The organism is Acidovorax sp. Leaf191, assembly GCF_001424425.1.
GTDB lineage: Bacteria > Pseudomonadota > Gammaproteobacteria > Burkholderiales > Burkholderiaceae_C > Acidovorax.
Window position 1 is genome coordinate 781,073 of the sequence record NZ_LMPT01000019.1, and the last position, 20,640, is coordinate 801,712.

A 20,640-nucleotide genomic window follows, 5' to 3' on the forward strand; every position below is an offset into this window, starting at 1 on the left:
TCCAATCAAGCCCGCGGCTTGATCGGACTACCGCTTGTCCTCTGCGTGCCACCCGTGCCAGCCGTGCCAGCGTACCGACTGCGGCGGCGCCATGGACCGCCGGGCCACGCAAACGCATAGCGCCCCATGCCAAGCAAAAAACCCGGTGGCTGCGCAGGCAGCCACCGGGTTTTTGTTGTGCATCAGGTGGGCAGAGCGCAGGTCGCGCACCACCTGCCCACAGGTCGCCTACCGGTCCCGCCGCTCCATGCGGCGGTTCAGGTTCAGCGCCCCCAGCGTACAGGCCACACCCGAGAGCAGGTACACCGTCAGGGCCAGCAGCCCGAACTGCGACGACAGGTACAAGGCCACCAGGGGCGCGAACGCGGCGCCGATGATCCAGGCCAGGTCGGCCGACAGCGCAGCGCCCGTGTAGCGGTACTGCGGCGAGAAGTTGGCCGTTACCGTGCCCGAAGCCTGGCCGTACGACAGGCCGAGCAGCACAAAGCCCAGCAGCAGGAACATGGTGCTGCCCACTTCGCCCGAGTTGAGCAGCACGGGCGCCATGAAGCTGAACACACCGATCAGCACCGCCATGCCGCCCAGCAGCTTGCGGCGGCCCAGGTGGTCCGACAGCCAGCCCGACACCATGATGGCACCAGCGGCCAGGAAGGCGCCGACGATCTGCACGCCCAGGATCTGCGTCACGGGCTGGTCCGAGTACAGCGTGATCCACGACAGGGGAAACACGGTGACCAGGTGGAACAGCGCAAAACTGGCCAGTGCCGCAAACGCACCCAGCAGCACGTTGCTGCCCTCGTCGCGCATCACGCGGCTCACGGGCACGGGCTGCAATTCACGCTCCTGCAGCAGCTCGGCGTAAGACTGGCCCACCACCAGGCGCAGGCGGGCGAACAGCGCCACCACGTTGATGGCAAACGCCACGAAGAACGGATAGCGCCAGCCCCAGGCCAGGAATTCCTGCACCGAGAGGTTGCTGTACAGGTAAGTGAACAGGCCGGCCGCCAGCACGAACCCGAGCGGTGCGCCCAGCTGGCCGATCATGGCATACCAGCCGCGGCGGTCCTTGGGGGCCGACATCGCCAGCAGCGACGGCAGGCCGTCCCACGAACCGCCCAGCGCCAAGCCCTGACCGATGCGCAGGATCAGCAGAGCGACGATGGCCACCACGCCGGCATCCTTGTAACCCGGCAAGAAGGCCATGCCGACGGTGCACACGCCCAACAGGAACAGGGCGATGGTGAGCTTGGTGCCACGCCCCCAGCGACGCTGGATGGCCATCGAGATGGCGGTGCCGATCGGGCGGACCACGAAGGCCACCGCCAGCAGCGCAAACGCCATCAGGGTGCCGTCCAGGCGCGACAGGAAGGGGAACAGAAACGACGGGAAGACGAGAACGCAGGCGATCCCGAAAACGAAGAAGTCGAAATACTCGGACGAGCGTCCGATGATCACACCCACAGCGATTTCGCTGGGGGTGACATCCTCATGCGTATCAGCCCGCGAGAGAGAGGCGGCGCTTTCTTCAAAGCCGGCCGCAGGGAAAGTGGCAGTGGCGGGGCTGCTCATGAACAGGGCTCCTTCGTTGTGTGAATAAGACAGCCTTGTTCTACACCCAAGTTCGGCTGCCGACAAGTGCGGTTTCACTATGACGGATGCAGGACAAAGCCGTAACCATGTGCTTTTGCACCAGGTTGGGGCAAAATTTTTTGACCTTGGACAAAATGTCCAATGTACAAAAAAGCTAGAGCTATTACATTCGACGGCACTCCGTTATCCGCGTTTACCCTTAAACAAACGCCCCGATTGCGCTCATCCCATGCCCAAAATCCCTCTGACCCGCGTGCCTGTCTGGCTCGCCGCGCTGGCTGCCGTGGGCAGCCTGGCCGGCTGCAGCAAGGCGGTCGTCCTCAACCCTGCCGGTGACATCGCCGCGCAGCAAGGCCACATGGTCATCCAGGCCACGCTGCTGATGCTGATCATCATCGTGCCGGTCATTGCGCTGACACTGTGGTTCGCCTGGAAGTACCGGCACAACAATGCCGCCAACACCGAAGACGACTACGACCCCGACTGGCACCATTCCACTACGCTGGAGCTGGTCATCTGGACGGTGCCGCTAATCATCATCATCGCCCTGGGCGCGCTGACCTGGATCGGCACGCACAAGCTCGACCCCTACCGTCCGCTGGACCGCATCTCGTCGTCCAAGCCGCTTGATGCGCAATCGACGCCGCTGGAGGTGCAGGTGGTGGCCATGGACTGGAAGTGGCTGTTCTTCTACCCTGAACTGGGCATCGCCACGGTGAACGAACTGGCAGCGCCGGTGGACCGCCCCATCCTCTTCAAGCTCACCGCCACGTCCACGATGAACGCGTTCTACGTGCCTGATCTGGCGGGCATGATCTACGCGATGCCTGGCATGCAGACCGAGCTGAACGCCGTGATCAACCAGCCCGGCGTGTACAAGGGCATGTCCTCGCACTACAGCGGTTCGGGCTTCTCGGGCATGACGTTCAAGTTCCATGGCCTGAGCCAGGGCGACTTCGACCAGTGGGTTGCCAAGAACAAGTCCGAAGGCAAGCCGCTCACGCGCCAGACCTACCTGGACCTGGTCAAGCCCAGCGAGCGCGACCCCGTGCAGCGCTTCGCCAGCGTGGAAGACGGCCTGTACGACAAGGTGCTGAACCGCTGCGTCGAGGACGGCAAGATGTGCATGCACCACATGATGTCCATCGACGAGCGCGGTGGCGAGGCCTTCATGAAGGCCCAGGGCCTGAACCTGCCCCAGGACGTCTGCACCGTGGGCAACGCCGCCCAGGTGGTGGCCGCCCTCGAAGCGCGCCACGCCGCGGTCTACGACCGCACCCTCTCCCGCCAATGATCCGCGCATAAGAGACCGACGAACATGTCCACCTCACCCGTTGTAACCGAACCGCACTGGGCCCTGGGCCGAATCACCTGGGACTCCGTGCCCATGGCGCACGAGCCCATCGTGCTGTGGACCTTCATCGCCACCATGCTGGGCGGCCTGGCCGTGATGGCCGGCATCACCAAATTCCGGCTCTGGGGCCCGCTCTGGCGCGACTGGATCTGCAGCATCGACCACAAGCGCATCGGCATCATGTACATGATCCTGGGCCTGGTGATGCTGCTGCGCGGCTTTGCCGACGCCGTGATGATGCGCCTGCAGCAGGCCATGGCCTTCGGCGACAACCTGGGCTACCTGCCACCGCACCACTACGACCAGATCTTCACGGCCCACGGCGTGATCATGATCTTCTTCGTGGCGATGCCGCTGGTCACGGGCCTGATGAACTACCTGGTGCCGCTGCAGATCGGCGCGCGCGACGTGTCGTTCCCGTTCCTGAACAACTTCAGCTTCTGGATGACCACGGCCGGTGCCGTGCTGGTCATGGTGTCGCTGTTCCTGGGCGAGTTCTCCACCGCCGGCTGGCTGGCGCTGTCCAACCTGGGGGCGCAGAACCCGGGGGTGGGGCTGGACTACTACATCTGGGCGCTGCAGATCGCGGGGGTGGGCACGACGCTGTCGGGCATCAACTTGATCGTCACCATCATCAAGATGCGCGCCCCCGGCATGAACCTGATGCGCATGCCCGTCTTCACCTGGACGGCCCTGTGCACCAACGCGCTGATCGTGGCGTCGTTCCCCGTGCTGACGGCAGCCCTGGTGCTGATGTCGCTCGACCGCTATGCGGGCACCAACTTCTTCACGAACGACCTGGGCGGCAACCCCATGCTCTACGTGAACCTGATCTGGATCTGGGGCCACCCCGAGGTCTACATCCTGATCCTGCCCTGCTTCGGCATCTTCTCCGAAGTGGTGGCCACGTTCTGCAAGAAGCGCCTGTTCGGCTACACCTCCATGGTGTACGCCACGGTCGTGATCACCATCCTGTCTTACCTGGTGTGGCTGCACCACTTCTTCACGATGGGCTCGGGCGCCAGCGTGAACACCTTCTTCGGCATCACGACGATGATCATCTCGATCCCGACGGGCGCGAAGATCTTCAACTGGCTGTTCACCATGTACAAGGGCCGCATCCGCTTCGAGCTGCCCATGATGTGGACCGTGGCCTTCATGGTGACGTTCGCCATCGGCGGCATGACCGGCGTGCTGCTGGCCGTGCCACCGGCCGACTTCGTGCTGCACAACAGCCTGTTCCTGATCGCGCACTTCCACAACGTGATCATCGGCGGCGTGCTGTTCGGCCTGTTCGCCGGCATCAACTACTGGTACCCCAAGGCGTTTGGCTACAAGCTCGACCGCACCTGGGGCGTGCGCTCCTTCTGGCTGTGGGTGGTGGGCTTCTGGGTGGCCTTCGGCCCGCTGTACGTGCTGGGCCTGATGGGCGTCACGCGCCGTGCCAACCACTTCGAGGACGCATCCCTGCAGCCCTACTTCGTGGTGGCCGCCTTCGGCGCCGCGATGATCGCCGCCGGCATCGCCTGCTTCCTGATCCAGATCGTGGTCAGCTACCTCAAGCGCGAAGAGCTGCGCGACGTGACCGGCGACCCCTGGGATGCCCGCACGCTGGAGTGGGCCACGTCCTCGCCCCCACCCAACTACAACTTCGCCTTCACGCCCGTGGTGCATGAGATCGATGCCTGGTGGGACATGAAGAAGCACGGCTACCAGCGCCCTTTGAGCGGCTACGCGCCCATCCACATGCCGGCCAACACCGGCTCGGGTGCGGTGATCTCCGCACTGTCGCTGGTGCTGGGCTTCGCGTTGATCTGGCACATGTGGCTGCTGGCCGGCGCATCGTTCGCGGCCGTGATCCTGGTGGCCATCATCCACACGTTCAACTACAAGCGCGACTTCTACATACCCGCCTCTGAAGTGACGGAGACGGAACACCTTCGCACCCAACAACTGCGCGCCAGCCATGTCTGATATCCGTACCACCCCCGGCGCAGCAGGCGCCGCGACCGCAGCGCTCGCGCTGCGCCAGTACCATCCCGCGCACGAGCCGCATCCCGAAAACGGCACGGCCCTGGGCTTCTGGCTCTATCTGATGAGCGACTGCCTCATCTTCGCCGCCCTGTTCGCCACCTACGGCGTGCTGGGCCGCAGCTACGCGGCGGGCCCCACGGGCGCGCAGTTGTTCGACCTGACGCTGGTGGCCATCAACACGGCCTTCCTGCTGCTGTCGTCCATCACCTTCGGCTTTGCCATGCTGCGCAAGCAGGCGGGTGATGTGAAGGGCACGCTGCTGTGGCTGGCCGTCACGGGCTTCTTCGGCCTGTGCTTCCTGGGCCTGGAGCTGTATGAGTTCCACCACCTGATCCACCAGGGCGCCACGCCCCAGCGCAGCGCCTTCCTGTCGGCCTTCTTCACGCTGGTGGGCACGCACGGCCTGCACGTCACCTTCGGCCTGATCTGGCTGGTGGTGCTGATGGTGCAGATTGGCAAGCACGGCCTGATCCACGCAAACCGCCGCCGCCTGATGTGCCTGTCGATGTTCTGGCACTTCCTGGACGTGGTCTGGATCGGCGTCTTTACCTTTGTGTACCTGATGGGAGTGCTGTAAATGAGCGCACAACACACACACGCACAAGCAACTGCACACCCTGCGCACGGCGACCATGGCCACGGCCATGACGACCACCATGGCGATGTGGGCCCCCACAGCAGCCTGCGCGAATACGCGATCGGCTTCGTGCTGTCGGTCATCCTCACCGCCATCCCCTTCTGGCTGGTCATGGCCAAGGTGATCGCCGACCGTAACACCGCCGTGCTGGTGCTGGGCGCCTTCGCGGTGGTGCAGATCCTGGTGCACATGGTGTACTTCCTGCACATGAACGGCAAGGTCGAAGGCGGCTGGACGCTGCTGTCCACCATCTTCACCGTGGTGTTCGTCGCCATCGCGATCAGCGGCACGTTGTGGGTCATGTTCCACATGAACAGCAACATGATGCCCGACCACCCCACGCCCACGCCGCCCAAGCACGAGGCGACCGGGCACAACACGCCTTGACGACCGCCGCGCCGCCCGCCACCGCACGCCCCGCCGCCCACCGCGCGCTGCGCCGGGCCGTGCTGCTGGTGGTCGGCATCGCGCTGTTCGTCGGCTTTGTGTCCCTGGGGACGTGGCAGGTACAGCGGCGGGTGTGGAAGCTCGATCTCATCGAGCGCGTGGACCAGCGGGTCCATGCCGCACCGGTGCCCCTGCCCCCGGCAAGCGAATGGCCCGGCATCGACGCTGCGCGCCATGAGTACCTTCCGGTCACCGTCCGCGGCCAATGGCTGCCTGGCAAGACCGTGCTCACCCAGGCCGTGACGGCCCTGGGGTCCGGCTTCTGGGTCGTCAGCGCCCTGCAGCAGGACGACGGCACCGCGGTGCTGGTGAACCGCGGCTTCATACCGCAAGAGCAGCGCGCCGAGTGGGCCCCGCCTGCCCCCGCGGCGCCGACCACAACCCCTTTTGCGCCGCCCTCCCGCGTCACCGTGCAGGGCTTGATCCGCATGACCGAGCCCAAGGGCGGCTTCCTGCGCACCAACGACCCGGCACAGCAACGCTGGTTCTCCCGCGATGTGGCGGCCATTGCGCAGGCCCTGCAGCTGAACCACGCGGCACCCTTTTTCATCGATGCCGGCCTGCCCACCGCCGGCACGCGAGCGCTGACCGCCGAGGCCGTCGAGGTGGCAGGCGCCGCTGCAACGGCCAGCACCCCATGGCCCCGCGCAGGCATGACCACCATCCGCTTTCCGAACAGCCACCTGGTCTACGCCATCACCTGGTACGGCCTGGCCCTGATGGTCGTGGGCGCGGCCTGGCTGGTGGTGCGCTACGAGCGCCGTGCAGGCCTGAACGGCGGCGGCCCCGCCCACGCAGGCCTGGGCGGCACAGGCCGGTAGACTCCGCCCACCATGCCCCTGCAACGCATCGCGAAAAGCGGTGGACTCCTGCGCAGCAGCCCGCGCGCTGCCGATGCCGCCGCTGGCATCAAGAACCTGCAGCAGCTCATCCAGCTGCGCTGGATGGCCGTCATCGGCCAGATCTTCACCATCGAGGTGGCGCACCACAGCCTGCGGCTGAGCATTCCGCTGGTGCCGATGCTGCTGGTGGTGGCCTGCCTGGCCGTGTTCAACGTGGTCAGCCTGCTGCGGCTGCGCATGGGCGTGCAGGTGCGCAATGTGGAGGTGTTCCTCGCGCTGCTGGTGGACGTGGCCGTGCTCACCACCCAGCTGTACCTGAGCGGCGGTACCAGCAACCCGTTCGTCTTCTTGTACCTGCTGCAGATCGCCCTGGGCGCCATCCTGCTGCGCGGCGCCTACATCTGGACCATGGTGGCGATCACGGCCGTGTGCTTTGGCGCGCTGGCCACCTACCACCTGCCGCTGGAGCTGCCGCAGGACCTGCACCAGGGCCTGTCCAGCCTGTACGTCATCGGGCTGCTGGTGTGCTTCGTGCTCAACGCCACACTGGTCGTGGTGTTCATCACCCGCATCAACCTGAACCTGCGCGAGCGCGACGCCCGCCTGGCCGCCGCGCGCCGCCGCCGCGTGGAAGAAGAACACATCGTGCGCATGGGCCTGCTGGCCTCCGGCGCCGCGCACGAGCTGGGCACGCCCCTGTCCACGCTGGCCGTGATCCTGGGCGACTGGCAGCACGACGCAGAACTCATGGCCGACCCGGTGCTGCGCGAAGACATCGACGAGATGCGCACCCAGGTGCAGCGCTGCAAGGGCATCGTCAGCGGCATCCTGCTGTCGGCCGGCGAGGCGCGCGGCGAGCATTCGGAGCAGACCACCGTGTGCAAGTTCGTGGACGCGCTGGCCGAAGAATGGCGCACCACGCGCTCCATCCCCGCGTTCTCGTACCGCAACGACTTCGGCGACGACACGCCCATGGTGTCGGACACCACGTTGAAGCAGATGGTTTTCAATGTGCTGGACAATGCACGGGACGCCTCGCCCCAGTGGGTGGAACTGCTCATCACCCGCGACGACGCAGCGGAAGCGCCCGCGCTGTGCATCACCGTCAACGACGCAGGCCCCGGCTTTGCACCCGGCATGCTGGACCACCTGGGCGAGCCCTACCAGTCCACCAAGCAGCGGCCGGGCAGTGGCCTCGGCCTGTACCTGGTGATGAACGTGGCCCGCACGCTCGGCGGCAGCGTAGCGGCCCGCAACCGCACGGCTGTGGGCGGCGCGCAGGTGAGCATCCGCCTGCCCCTGGCAGCCATCGCGCTGCCCAAGGCGCACCGCCCCGCCTGAGCGGCAAACACGCCTGCGGCCAGCAGCCACTGCGGCGCGGGAGGACAATGGCGGCTGCACCAGCCAACGCCTCCAGAGCCCGCCCAGACAAGACCGCAGAGACGCAGACAGACACCACAAAGAAACAAAGAAACAAAGAAAAGAGAGGAAGGACCACCCGGACCACCGCCATGGACACCAGCAGCCCCCGCAACACCCCCAGCGCCCCCGCCGCCCCACCCGGCGCCAACGCCCAGGCCGCCGACAAGCCCCTGCTGTTGATCGTGGAAGACGACGAGGCCTTTGCGCGCACGCTGGCCCGCTCCTTCGAGCGGCGCGGCTACCGCGTCCTGCAGGCCGCCAGCCTGCCCGAGGTCGAGGCCGTGCTGACCCAGCACACGCCGGGCTACGCCGTGGTGGACCTGAAACTCAAGGGAGACGCGTCAGGCCTGGCCTGCGTGCAGAAGCTGCATGCCGCCAGCGCAGGCATGCTCATCGTCGTGCTCACCGGCTTTGCCAGCATCGCCACCGCCGTGGAAGCCGTGAAGCTGGGCGCCTGCCACTACCTGGCCAAACCCTCGAACACCGACGACATCGAGGCCGCCTTCGGCTTGAAGGCGGGCGACACCGAGGTGGATGTGACCAACCGCTCCAGTTCGCTCAAGACGCTGGAGTGGGAGCGGATTCACGAAGTGCTGGCCGAGACGGGGTTCAATATCTCGGAGACCGCGCGGCGGTTGGGGATGCACCGCCGCACGCTGGCGCGCAAGCTGGAGAAGCAGCAGGTAAGCTGAACAAGACGTCTACAGTTTCCCGGTCCGTTCTGTCGCCGCGCCGGAACATTGATCAAGGGAGGCCGCGCGGTCATCGCCCGCCCTCCAAGCTGGTGGAGAACATACGGCACGGGCCTTACCGCGCCGGCACCCCACCCTGCCACTGCCCCCAATTCCGCACGATGTGGTCCACCACCCGCGTGCCCACCAGCGCGACGTTCTCCACTGTCTCGGCAAAGCCCCCTGCCGTCTCCCCCGGCGCAGGGTCCAGGTGCTGCAGCGTGGTCTCGTTCGGGTTGCCCTGGTCAAAATTGACCGCCCCGCGCAGGCTCATGATCCGGTCGGTGCCATGGGTGCGCTTGACCACCAGGGCAATGGCGGCGGCCTCCATCTCGGTGATCACATAGTCATCGGCGCCGTAGAGCTTGGCGATGTACTGGGCTTGCTTGGACATGCCGGGGCCGTGGAAGAACGTGTCGCCCGTCATGTGGGTGCCGCTGGTCACGGCGGGGCTGCGGCGGGCCGCTGCGTCGGGGTAGCGCAGGCGGTAGGTGCGGGCGCTGTCCGAGTCCTGGAGGGGCATGTCCACCGTGAGGTTCATGGCCCAGTCCACCAGCAGTGGGTTCAGCTGAAAGCGGCGGTATTCCTCGTAGCCCTTGCGCGGCATGAAGGTGGGGGCGCCGGGGGTGTTCTCTTCAGGCGCCCAGCGGTGGCCCAGGTCGTAGTCCACGAGCCAGGTGCCCCAGCTCACATCGGCGATGGTGCCGCGCTGCGGCGGTGTGCCGGCCACGCCGGAGATCACGTAGTACGACTGCGCGAAGTCGAACTTCGGGTTCAGCAGGATGGCCTGCATGGACGATGACGAGTTGACCTTGCCCATGCCCAGCACGGCACCGCACACGCCGTCGGCATTGCAGTACACGGGACCCAGCGCGCCGGGCACGGTGATGGGGGTGGCGTCCTTCCAGTACCGCTCGTACCAGTGCTGGAACTCGCCCGCGCGGTCGCCGGTGTTCTTGCCGATCTCGAACATGGCGGCGACGAAGACCTTCACGCGGATGGGGGCGCTCCCCGCATGGGCGCCGGTGGTGGCAGACGAAGGGGGCGCGCTTGCGCAGCCTGCCAGGGTGGTAGCGGCCAGAACCGACACCAGCCAGCGCGTGGGCTGGAAAGATAGGCGGGAGGAGAGCGAGAACAGGGAGAAGGAGCGCATCGAAGACACCTTGGCAAGAAAAAAGAACGTTGCCGCGCCGGGTTCGGCACGCACATGGATGCTGCAAGCAAGCAATCAACAAAGCAGGCCACCCGGCAGCGCAAGAAATGCGCCATTGTGCGCCGCGATGCGACGGCATTGCCGTGCTGGTGCAGTGTGTGATCAGCGGGGCCGGTAGCGCTGGAGCAGGGCTGCAATCGCCTTGCCGTCTTCGTCCTGGCGGCGCTCTGCACGCATGCGGGCGGTGTGGCCCATCCAACCCGTGATGTCGGGGTCGGCACCATGGGCGAGCAGCAGTTCCACCATTTCGGGGTATCCGCGCCGCACCGCCAGGCACAGCGGGGTCTCGCCAATCGTGGGCTCGTCGTTGGCATTGACAACCGCGCCCTGCTGGATCAGCCACTCTGCCGCGCGGTAGTGGTCGCCCTCCACCGCGTAGTGCAGCGGGGTGCGGCCCAGGTCGTCGAAGGTGTGCAGCGCATGGCCGTCTGCGGCGACAAGGCGGCGCATTTCGTCGCAGTTGCCTTCGGCGGCGGCGCGGTGCAGGCGTTCGCGCTCGAACCAGGCGTCGTCTTGGTCGTGGTCGTTGTGGTTCAGGTGGCCCATGGTGAAGCGTACCGGGTGAACGGGGGTGTGCTGGCACTCCATTGAGGGCAAGCCCTAATGCATGTGAATTAATTCAAATGCATTATCCACCCCATGAACTCCGTCCTTGTCTCGGCTGTTACCGATCTGCCAGCCCCATCCGCCACCGACCCGCAAGCCACCCGCACCCGCCTGATCGAAGAGGCCCTGCAGCTCATGGCGCGCGAGGGGATGAATGCGGTGTCGCTGCGGCGCATCGTGATCGCGGCGGGGGCGCAGAACCCTTCGGCGCTGCACTACCACTTTGGTGGGCGTGATGAGTTGGTGGCGGCCATTGCCAGCTATCTGCAGCAGTGGCTGGAACCCCGGGCCTGTGCGCGGCTGCAGGCCCTGGAGGGCCAGGCGCAGCCCTACACCGTGCGCGATGTGGTGGAGGCCGCCTTCGGCCCTGTGATCGCCATGCTGAGCGCGCCCGCGCTGGGGCGCGATGCGGTCAACTTCATCGGGCGGCTGGGGTGGGACTATGGCGAGAAGGGGCAGGAGATCTCGGCCGCCCTGCACCGCCGCACGCTGGAGCTGACGCTGGCGCTGCTGCAAACGCTGATGCCCGCCGTGGGGCGCGAGACGATCCAGTTCCGCCTGCTGCTGACCATGAACGCCGTGTACTACGGCATCTCGTACCGCAGCTACATGCGGCGATCGCCCTTTGGTGCCATGGACCTGTCGATGCCCGGCAGCGAGGCGCGCGAGCAAGAAGAATTCCTCGACTACCTGGTGGCGGGGTTGAGCGGCTAACAAAACCTCCCTGGCGCCGTTGCGCTGCCCTGCAGTACGGGCAGCACTGTCTGCGGCACAAGCGCCTGGCCAGAGAGGCTTTCTTACCGCTTTGACCCCCCTGTGATGAACCACGCGTGTGCGTTGCCTGGGCAACGCACCTGCAGCGCCAGCCTGCGCCCATTTTTTTCTTGCCAGTTTCAACCACCACCACGGAGACAGCAACGATGACAAAGAACCAATGCAACAGCACCACCCCTGCCCGGCCCGGCATGCCCGCGCGCCGCACCCTGCTGGGCTTGGCCCTGGCCACCGCCCTCACCGCCCTCACCGCCTGCGGCGGTGGCGGGCAGGCGCTGGTGAATGGCGGTGTCACCACCACGGGTGATTTCACCATCAGCACGCACGAGCTGGCCAGCCGCGCCAAGGCGGCGCACACACCCGGCACGGCAGGCGTCACGGTAGCACCGGGCAGCAAGCTGGCCACGCAGTTCGGCGCGGCGGGGCCGGACCTCAACCGGGTGCGCTACACGCGCTACGGGCTGGCGGCCAATGCCGGCAAGCCGGTGGATGCGGTGCTGGTGGCCATGCCGGGCACCCTGGCCGCGTCGCACAGCTACCTCATCCTGGCCGAGAACCTGGTGCGCCGCATGTGGGCCGACCACCAGGCGGTGGTAGAGGTGTGGGGCGTGGACCGCCGGTCCGTGGCGCTGCAGGACATGGAAGGCCTGCAGACAGCAGAGCGCGAGCGCGATGCGGCGCTGGGCCTGAATTTTCTGTACGGTGGCGAGCTAGGGCTGCCGCTGCCGGCCCAACTGGCGCGGCGCGCGGTGTTCCATGAAAGCCGCGAGATCCCCTTCCTCGCGGACTGGACGCCGCAGGTGCATTCGCTGGACCTGGACGCGGTGGTGACGCAGGCGCACACGGTGGCGCGCCATGGCAATGTCTTCTTGGGCGGGCATTCGGCGGGCACGGGCTTTGTGGCGCGCTATGCGGCCACGGACTTCAACCTCACGGGCACGGGGCCAGCGCAACCGGGCTACGCCAAGCTCCGGGGGCTGGTGCTGTTCGAGGGGCCGGGCGGTGCGCTGGCAACGAGCGCGCCCACGGCGGCGCAGCTCGATGCAGTGGTGCGCGCGGCCGATGGCGGGCTGTATGCAGCGGTGGCCTCGGGCGCCGAGCCTGGCTTTGTCTCGCGCCCCGGCCTCACGCCGCGCGTGAGCGCATCGACCGAGATCGCGGGCATGCAGATGGCCTTCGAAGGCACCATCAACGGCACGCAGGCGCTGCTGCAGGCAGACCAGGGGGGCCTGGCCGGCAACAACGTCTACAACCGCGTGGCGGACTTCACCAAGCGCGACTTCCCGGTCACGGCGGGTGCGGCCATCGGCACCTTCATGGACGACGACAACCTGCAGCGCACAGTGTTCTATTCGGTGTCGATGGGCGCCCTGGGCCCGGCGCGCGCTGATGGCCTGCGCACCTGGCTGGACAATACCGACCCACTGCCACCCGCAGCGTTCCGCGACTTCGGCCCGCAGCCGGCCACGCTGGTGGCCAACCCACCCGCCTGGGGCAAGGAGGTGGAGCCCACCAACCTCCAACGCCTGTCGCGCGCGCTGTACCTGGGCAACACCACCTACAGCGACTGGTACTACCCCAGCTCAGGCCTACTGCTCGCCAATGCCGAGGGCAGCGGAGGCGCCAACCTGGGGCTGGACACCAGCGCGCTGTCGCTGCCCGTGGCCCAGGGCGGACGCGGCCGCGCCGACATCGTGAACCAGACGCAGGCCAGGAAGATCGACATCCCCGTCATCGCCTTCGGCGGCACGAATGGCCTCACGCCCGTGGCCGGCATATGGCGCGGCTTTGCCGAGGCCATTGCGCCCTGCGCCGCAGCCAGTTGCAAGGCCGGCATGGCGCGCACGCCCGCCGGCCAGCCCACGCTGGTCGCCAACCGCCAGTACGGCGGGGTGGAGGGCGGCTTCGAGGTGCACATGAGCGAGGGCTATTCGCACGTGGACATCGTGACGGGCGACGACAATGCGACGAACAACGTGATCCGGCCGCTGGCGGCGTTCCTGCAGCGCAACGCGAGCGCCGGGGGTGCCAAGTGATGCGCAGCAGTTGCCTTGCCGCCGCAGCGCTGCTGGCCCTGGGCAGCCTGGGCGCCACGGCCCATGCGGCAGAGCCCGCGCCGCTGGACTGCCTGGGCCCGGTGCAGCACGAATTGCCCGCACCCGGCTCGGCCGAGTGGCAGCAGCGCGATGCCGACAACATGGCCTGCGCGCGCCAGCGCATCGACGACTTTGCGCAGCAGCCCGCCGCGCTGTTCACAACCGGCAAGACGCCCGCGCTCGACGCCTACCGCAACCCGGCCAGCCATGCCAACACACGCTTTCGGTACACCGAGGCGAGCACGCCCTCCGCATCGGGCAAGCCGATTGCGGTGGAGATCTACCGGCCCTGCGCTGCGGGCACCTGCACCGGCATGCCGGCCGGGCTCAAGACCTTCGAGCCGCCCTACCCTGCGGTGGTGATCGTGCACGGGGGCTACAGCTCCAAGCGGCTGCACCGCTCGGCCGCGCAGGTGCTGGCCGAGGCCGGCTACATGACGATTGCGCTGGAGACCACGGCCCCCATGGGCACGCACGGGCCCGATGCGCAGAGCGTGGTGGACTGGGTGTTTGCCACGCCCAAGGCGCCGGTAGCAGTCGCCAACTTGTTCCCGCACTGGGAGCAGCTCGACACGCGCATGGTGGGCATTGCCGGCCACTCGCAGGGCGGCAGCACGGCCAGCCTGATCGGCCAGGCGGACAAACGCATCCGCGCCATCGTGGCCTGGGACAACCTCACCGCGCTGAAGACCGGCTGGGTGGACAAGATCGGCATGGACCCACCGGCCGACCTGGCCCTGCGCACGCCGGCGCTGGGCATTGGGGCGGACTATTACTTCAAGGTGGTGCCCACCACCGAAGCGCCCGAGCCCGCCAAGGCCAACACCCAGGGAGGCCGGGGCCGCGGCGCCGAGCCCCACCCCAAGGACCCGGGCTACCAGGAGCTGAAGGCCGCCGGAGTGGACACCATGCTGGTGGTGCTGCGCGCAGGCACGCACCTGGACTTCTCGCTCTTCGGCGGGCCGGCCAGCCGGTATGGCGAGAGTGTCATCAACTACTACACCCTGGCCTGGTTCGACCGCTACCTGAAGGGAGCGCACGACCCGGCGCTGGCGGCCGATGCGTTCCGGCGCCTCACGGCCCCAACCTTCGACGACTCGGCCGACCGGCACAACATCAGCCAGGGGCTGTACGACAAGGCCGCCGCGGGCGATTCGGTCTTGAAGGGCAACCGGCCCTACCTGGTGGCCGGCACGCCGGTGCGTGACCGGCTGTCGTTCTATTTCCAGTCGCGCTGCGCTATCACCCGGCCGGGCAGCACGGTGCGGGTGGGGTCGGAGGACATGCGGGCGACGGGCTGCCGGTGACCGGTGCGGCGGGCCTGCAGCGCTGCAGGGGCTTGCGGCGCAGCTTGCCGCCAGTCAGGGACAATGGCACCCCGCCCCGCTCACCGACTCCATGCCCGCTCCACGCTCTCCCGCCTCCGCCTCGCCTGCCGCACGCAGCTGGGCCCACACCCGGATCACGGCCACCGCGGAGCAGCGGCGGGTGCTGGACTCCCAGGCCACGGCGTCCATCATCAGCGCGCTGGCGGGCACGGGCAAGACGACCACGCTGTGCATGAAGGCCTGCAACCTGCTGGCCACGCTGGGGGACCAGAAGAATGCCGCGGCGCGCATCCTGGTGCTGGCGTACTCCCGGGCCGGCGTCACGGCCATCCGCGACCGCATGCTGCAACTTCACGGCGCCGTGCCGCGCAGCCTGGAGATCCTCACCATGGAGCAGCTGTGCGAGCAACTGCTGCGTGAGCAGGGCGACCCGGTGGAGATGCTGGACGACCCCGTACGCCGGCGCTTTCTGATCCTGCAGGCCCAACAGGCGCTGCGCCAGGAGCTCGAGCGCAGCGCGGGCAGCGATGGCCTGGACGACGAACTGTTCTCGCACAGCGTGGACGTCGACGCGTTCCTGGCCTTCGAGGCGCTGGCCAAGAAGAAGCTCCTGGACCAGGAGGCGCAGGCCTCGGGGCTGTCGCTGCGCGCGTTTTGTGAAGACCGGGACATCGACCACGCTCTGTACCGCCTGTACGGCCAGTACGAGCGCATGCGCGTGGGCATGAACCATGAACCGCGCTTCTACGCCGAGGGCGACTGCACCTTCGAGCTGTGCCGCCAGTTGGGCGAGCTGGACTGGGACCAGCCCTTCGAAGGGCTGCAGGGGCGCTACAGCGCCGTGCTGTTCGACGAGCTGCACGATCTGGACGAAGGCGCGCTCACCGTGCTGCGCGCGCTGGTGCGGGGCGACAACGGTTTCTTCGTGGGCGCCGGGGACTTCAACCAGCACATCCACGAAGGCTCGTTCTCGGTGTTCGGCGGTGGCATGCAGCACATCCTGGCCTGCCTGCCCGCGGGCACCGAGGTGTTCAACATCCACACCACGCGCCGCTTCGGCGCCGACATCTGCGCGGCGCTCAACCCCTTGTTCGGCGTGGAGTTCGCGCCGGTGGCGGGCAGCTCCGACGCCTTCCTGCACCTGGCCTATGACAGCGACGAACATTGCGCCCAGCAACTGGTGGAGCTGCACGCGCAGATCGTGAACGGCTGGGGCGCGCTGCAGGAGCAGAAAGGACAAGCAGGCGGGCAAGGTCAGGCGGGGCCCAAGAGCGCACAGCACAGCTCGCTCAACGTGGTGCTGCGCAACCCGCAGGACAGCATCCTGCTGGAATGGGTGTTCGGCCACGAAGGCGTGCACTACGGCACCCAGGGCCTGAGCCCGTTCTACCTGCGGCGCGAGGTGGCGCTGGCGCTGGCGCTGATGTGGGCGCTGCACGGCAGCGAGGGCGACCATCCCCATGCCGACGCAGGGGAGCGCCATCTCACCCCCGGCATCGTGGGCGCCGCCATCGAGGGGCTGCTGCACTACGGCCGCCGCGCGCCCCGCACCGATGCGGTGGACACCGACCTGCTGGCGCAGGGCCAGTTCGACACCGCGGTCTGGGCAGGCCTGCCCGGTGCCGACGAAGGCCAGAAGCTGGCCGCCACGCTGCACAGCAGCAGCGCCCGCATGCGGCGCTTCATTGCGCATGGAGCGTTGGCCCCCACGGCGCCGGAGCTGACCGATGCCTGCGCGCGCATCATGGCGCTGGAGCCCACGGACAAGGCGGCCGTGCTGGCCGATGCGGGCGCGTTCTGCCAGCACCCACTGGTGCAGCGCATCTTTGCCGATGCGCCCATCCAGGACCGCGAGCGGCGCGCCTGCCTGGCCAGCCTGGAAAGCCTGGGCCGGCTGGCGCGGCAGATCCCGGTGGCGGAGTTTCTGGGCCGCCTCACGCTGATCGCCACCGCCAGCATCGCCATGCACGAGCAGGGCGAACCCGTGAGCCTGCGCCTGCTGACCGTGGAGGCCTGCAAGGGCCGCGAGTTCACCTTCGTGGCCGTGCCCTTTGTGGAGCGCGGCCGCTTCCCGGGCCCGGCGCCCCAGCAGGAGGCCTACCGTGAGCGCAACATGCTGTACGTGGCCACCACCCGGGCCCGCGCCGCGCTGTGGGTGCTGGAGAGCGCGGCCAAGCCGGTGTTGCCCGGCCCGGTCTGAGACGCGTTGGCAGCCAGACCCGGAGCCTCTCCAGGTTCCGCAACGACGCCAGTCCTGAGCCCTTCCAGCGGCTGGCAAAACTCAGCGCAGCGGTCCTGGCCAGGCGTTGGGTTGCAGACAGTACTGCAAGGACGGCAAGACCCGACAACGAGGCCAGGAGAGCCTTGGCAGCCGCCGTCACCGAGATGCAAAGCCGTGCCAGGCCACCACATCCGCCACCATGTACACCCCCAGGGCCAGCAGCCCCACCATCAGGCAGCGCCTGAACCACACGGCCGACATGCGCTGGCGGATGCGCGTGCCCAGGGCCATGCCCAGCAGTGCGGGCACCAGCATCCACGCGGACAACACCAGGGTCGAGGCCGGGTAGCTCGCGTTGAGCGCCAGCCCACCCGCCAGCGCCAGGGTGGACACGGTAAAGCACAGGCCCATCGCCTGCACCAGCGCATCCCGGTGCAGGCCCAGGGCCTGCAGGTAGGGCACGGCGGGCACCACGAACACGCCGGTGGCGGCCGTGACCCCGCCCGTGGCCAGGCCCACCAGGGGCGACAGCCAGGCCTCCGCCCGGGGCGGTACATGCAGGCGCGCCCCCAGCAGTCCCCACACCGCGTAGGCGATGAGCGCCACGCCCAGCAAGGCGCGCGACCAGGCCCCGGCTGGCGCCCCCAGCAGCCAGGCGCCCAGCCAAGTGCCCGCGCAGATGCCCCACTGCAGGCCACCCAGGCGGCGCAGCAGCGGCCACAGCGTGGCCCAGGGGCGCAGCTGCCAGAGGTTGGTGACCAGCGACGGCACGATGAGCAGCGCCGCCGCCTCGGCCGGCACCACCAGCAACGCCAGCAAAGCCATCGACACGGTGGGCAACCCCAGGCCCACCACGCCCTTGATGCAGCCCGCCAGCAAGAACACGGCAGCCATCGCCACCAGCCACATTCCGCCGTGGGCGCCCAGGCCGAGGCCTGTCATGGGTGCAGATCCGCCTGCATGCGCCGGGCCTCGCGCGCCGCTCGCCGGTATCCAGGATGTTTCTTCTGATGCATTGCCAGCGCTCCACTGCCCGCACCATGCGGCGGGCCGTGGGCGCATTCTTCGCAACTCCGGCGCGCCTGAAAATGCGGAAGCTGCGCAGCCAGCCTCAGGCACAGCCGAAGCTCGCTGCGGGAGGGGTGTGGTAGTTTTGCGCCCATGCGTTTTGACCTGACCGACCTGCGGCTCTTCGTGCACGTGCACGAGGCGGGCACCATCACCGGCGGCGCCGAGCGCAGCCACATGGCGCTGGCATCGGCCAGCGAGCGCATTCGCGGCATGGAAGATGCGCTGGGCGTGCCGCTGCTGGTGCGCGCCCAGCGGGGCGTGCAGCCCACGCCGGCGGGCCACACGCTGCTGCACCACGCCCGGCTGGTGCTGCGCCAGATGGAGCACCTGCGCGGCGACCTGGGCGACTACGGCAACGGCCTGGCGGGCCACGTGCGCCTGCGCTGCAACTCGTCGGCCCTGAGCGAATTTCTGCCGGCGGCGATGGCGGGCTTTCTGCAGCAGCACCCGCGCATCTCCATCGATGTGCAGGAAGCCCCGAGCGAAGACGTGGCAGATGCCGTGCGCTCGGGCCTGTGCGACATGGGCGTGGCGTCGGATGCGGCGGACCTGCAAGGGCTTGCCACCTGGGCGCTGCGGCCGGACCCGCTGGTGCTGGTCGTACCGCGCCACCATGCCCTGGCCAGCGCGCCGCGGCTGGCGCTGGCCGACGCGGCGCACCTGGACTTCATCGGCCTGGCCGAAGGCAGCGCACTGCAAAGCCATGTGGCGCGGCACGCCCAGCGCATGGGCCAGCGGCTGCGCTTTCGGGTGCGGCTGCGGCACTTCGAGGCCGTCTGCCAACTGGTGGGGCTGGGCGCCGGAGTGGGCATCGTGCCCCTGGCCGCCGCCCAACGGCACCGCCGTGCGCACGGCATCAAGGCTCTGCGGCTGACCGACGGGTGGGCCCATCGCAGCCTGGTGCTGTGCACCCGCAGCCCCGGCGAGCTGCCGCAGCATGCGCTGCAACTGCTGCAGCACCTGGTGGCGGGCGCGACGGCCATTGCACGCGAATGACCAGTGGGCGCTGCTGCAGCCCGAATATCGAATAAAAAATGGCGCTACCGCGCTCTAGACAAGCGCCAGCAGCTATTAAAAATATAGCAATTCACTGCCAGGCCAACGAATGGCCCGCGGTGCAGGTACCAGCCGGCGCGCGCCCTGCTCTGCCGCCTCAGCCCGCCAGCCCCTCTGCCATCGGCGCCGTCATCTGCCGCTCGAAGGCGCGCAGGCGCTTGTAGACCGAGATCTGCTCCACCACCGTGCTCCAGTTCAGCACCAGGAACTGGAACGACTCGAGCACCTTGTCGAACGCCCGCGCGATCTGCTGCATCACCCCCAGCGTGATGGCCCCGGCCACCAGCGTGGGCCCGAGCGCCACCAGCGGCACGAGCACGCTCACCTGCAGGTAGGACCATTTCACGACGTCGAAATACAGGTAGTGGAAGAACAGCCGGAAGTAGTTGCGCCGCACGTCCTGGAACAACGCGGCGGCAGTGGGCGGGGATGCGCGGGCCGCGTCGTCCTCGCCCAGCACCAGTTCCTTGCGGTAGGCCGCCTCCACGCGCTGGTTCTGGAATTCGAGCCCCGGCAGCTTCACGCCCACCAGCGCCAGCAGCAGCGTGCCTCCCAGCGACCACAGCAGCGCCACCCAGACCAGCGAGTGCGGCACGGCACCCAGCACCGGCAGCGCCGTGACCTTGTCCGAGAGCGTCCACAGGATGGGCAAAAACGCGGCCAGCGTCATCAGGCTGCGCATGAAGCTCAGCCCCAGGTCTTCCATGATGCGGGCGAAGCGCATCGTGTCCTCCTGCACCCGCTGCGCCGCGCCTTCGATGTGGCGCAGCCGGGGCCAGGCGGCCATGTAGTGCTCGTTCATGGCCTGTCGCCAGCGAAAGATGTAGTGCTTGGAGAAAAAGTCCACCAGCACCGCCGTGGTCACATACAGCATGGCCACGTGCGTGAAGGTGGACAGCTGGCGCCAGAACTCCTCCATGGTGATGCTGCCCGGCTGGCTCAGGCCCTTTTGCACCAGGTCGTAGAAGCTGCCGAACCAGTCGTTGATCTGCACGTCGAGCTCGACGCGGTACCAGGTGGCCAGCAGGATAACGATGGAGCCCAGGATCGACCAGGCCCACCACCGGCGGGAGAAAAAGAAGGACTTGAACATCGTGGATGCCGAGTTGTTATGGTTCTGCGGAATGTGATCGCGGCGTCGCGCGAACGTTCCGTGGCTGGCTCACGGTTCTTTCTGGCCGATGTCCGTGTCGTGGCCTCGCTGCCTGCACCTTCTCT

General features: G+C 67.8%; 17 protein-coding genes. 12 read left to right on the forward strand and 5 right to left on the reverse strand.

Annotated features, from left to right (window positions below):
• Positions 1–228: 228 nt before the first annotated feature.
• Complete coding sequence (locus tag ASG27_RS17565) at positions 229–1,569, reverse strand: MFS transporter (protein ID WP_056418988.1); 1,341 nt, start codon at positions 1,567–1,569, stop codon at positions 229–231.
• Positions 1,570–1,819: 250 nt separating this feature from the next.
• Here ASG27_RS17565 and cyoA point away from each other — a divergent pair, with 250 nt between their 5' ends.
• The 7 genes from cyoA (at position 1,820) to ASG27_RS17600 (ending at position 9,018) form a co-directional block, all read left to right on the forward strand.
• Complete coding sequence (cyoA, locus tag ASG27_RS17570) at positions 1,820–2,884, forward strand: ubiquinol oxidase subunit II (protein ID WP_056418991.1); 1,065 nt, start codon at positions 1,820–1,822, stop codon at positions 2,882–2,884.
• A gap of 93 nt (positions 2,885–2,977) precedes the next feature.
• Entirely contained in the window at positions 2,978–4,918 is a 1,941-nt protein-coding gene (cyoB, locus tag ASG27_RS17575; RefSeq protein WP_056418994.1) for a cytochrome o ubiquinol oxidase subunit I, read from the forward strand.
• Positions 4,911–5,555 (forward strand): cytochrome o ubiquinol oxidase subunit III, encoded by a 645-nt coding sequence (cyoC, locus tag ASG27_RS17580; RefSeq protein ID WP_056418999.1) that lies wholly within the window; start codon positions 4,911–4,913, stop codon positions 5,553–5,555. The genes cyoB and cyoC overlap by 8 nt, the downstream gene beginning before the upstream one ends.
• On the forward strand, positions 5,556–6,002 hold the full coding sequence (gene cyoD / locus ASG27_RS17585) for a cytochrome o ubiquinol oxidase subunit IV (protein WP_056419000.1): 447 nt from the start codon (positions 5,556–5,558) through the stop codon (positions 6,000–6,002).
• Positions 5,999–6,883 carry an SURF1 family protein gene (locus tag ASG27_RS17590; protein ID WP_442854096.1) on the forward strand — a complete coding sequence of 295 codons (885 nt, stop codon included), beginning with the start codon at positions 5,999–6,001 and terminating at the stop codon, positions 6,881–6,883. Before cyoD ends, ASG27_RS17590 begins: the two co-directional genes overlap by 4 nt.
• Before the next feature lie 12 nt (positions 6,884–6,895).
• The gene (locus ASG27_RS17595) at positions 6,896–8,245 is read left to right on the forward strand and encodes an ATP-binding protein (RefSeq protein WP_056419001.1); all 1,350 of its coding nucleotides are present in this window, start codon (positions 6,896–6,898) and stop codon (positions 8,243–8,245) included.
• Positions 8,246–8,415: 170 nt separating this feature from the next.
• Positions 8,416–9,018 (forward strand): response regulator transcription factor, encoded by a 603-nt coding sequence (locus ASG27_RS17600; protein ID WP_235504072.1) that lies wholly within the window; start codon positions 8,416–8,418, stop codon positions 9,016–9,018.
• A 115-nt stretch (positions 9,019–9,133) separates the two neighbouring features.
• Here the strand turns inward: ASG27_RS17600 and ASG27_RS17605 are convergent, their stop codons facing one another.
• Both ASG27_RS17605 and ASG27_RS17610 read right to left on the reverse strand, forming a co-directional pair.
• A complete protein-coding gene (locus tag ASG27_RS17605) occupies positions 9,134–10,210 on the reverse strand; it encodes a purine-nucleoside phosphorylase (protein ID WP_056419225.1) in 1,077 nt (358 codons plus the stop codon).
• Between the two features lie 162 nt (positions 10,211–10,372).
• Positions 10,373–10,816: an ankyrin repeat domain-containing protein gene (locus tag ASG27_RS17610; RefSeq protein ID WP_162240452.1), complete on the reverse strand. Its 444-nt coding sequence runs from the start codon at positions 10,814–10,816 to the stop codon at positions 10,373–10,375.
• Between the two features lie 93 nt (positions 10,817–10,909).
• Here ASG27_RS17610 and ASG27_RS17615 point away from each other — a divergent pair, with 93 nt between their 5' ends.
• From ASG27_RS17615 to ASG27_RS17630, 4 genes are all read left to right on the forward strand, one after another.
• Positions 10,910–11,590: a TetR family transcriptional regulator gene (locus ASG27_RS17615; RefSeq protein WP_056419004.1), complete on the forward strand. Its 681-nt coding sequence runs from the start codon at positions 10,910–10,912 to the stop codon at positions 11,588–11,590.
• A 206-nt stretch (positions 11,591–11,796) separates the two neighbouring features.
• A complete protein-coding gene (locus tag ASG27_RS17620; RefSeq protein WP_056419005.1) occupies positions 11,797–13,686 on the forward strand; it encodes a hypothetical protein in 1,890 nt (629 codons plus the stop codon).
• On the forward strand, positions 13,686–15,053 hold the full coding sequence (locus ASG27_RS17625; RefSeq protein WP_056419006.1) for an alpha/beta hydrolase: 1,368 nt from the start codon (positions 13,686–13,688) through the stop codon (positions 15,051–15,053). Before ASG27_RS17620 ends, ASG27_RS17625 begins: the two co-directional genes overlap by 1 nt.
• A gap of 91 nt (positions 15,054–15,144) precedes the next feature.
• The gene (locus ASG27_RS17630) at positions 15,145–17,274 is read left to right on the forward strand and encodes a UvrD-helicase domain-containing protein (RefSeq protein ID WP_056419009.1); all 2,130 of its coding nucleotides are present in this window, start codon (positions 15,145–15,147) and stop codon (positions 17,272–17,274) included.
• A gap of 177 nt (positions 17,275–17,451) precedes the next feature.
• On the opposite strand, the gene ASG27_RS17635 is transcribed toward ASG27_RS17630, so the two are convergent.
• The gene (locus tag ASG27_RS17635) at positions 17,452–18,237 is read right to left on the reverse strand and encodes a sulfite exporter TauE/SafE family protein (protein ID WP_056419011.1); all 786 of its coding nucleotides are present in this window, start codon (positions 18,235–18,237) and stop codon (positions 17,452–17,454) included.
• A 219-nt stretch (positions 18,238–18,456) separates the two neighbouring features.
• On the opposite strand from ASG27_RS17635, the gene ASG27_RS17645 reads away from it, so the two are divergent.
• Positions 18,457–19,362 (forward strand): LysR family transcriptional regulator, encoded by a 906-nt coding sequence (locus tag ASG27_RS17645; RefSeq protein ID WP_056419016.1) that lies wholly within the window; start codon positions 18,457–18,459, stop codon positions 19,360–19,362.
• A gap of 157 nt (positions 19,363–19,519) precedes the next feature.
• Here ASG27_RS17645 and sbmA read toward each other — a convergent pair whose 3' ends face one another.
• A complete protein-coding gene (gene sbmA / locus ASG27_RS17650) occupies positions 19,520–20,515 on the reverse strand; it encodes a peptide antibiotic transporter SbmA (RefSeq protein ID WP_056419018.1) in 996 nt (331 codons plus the stop codon).
• Between the last annotated feature and the right edge of the window lie 125 nt (positions 20,516–20,640).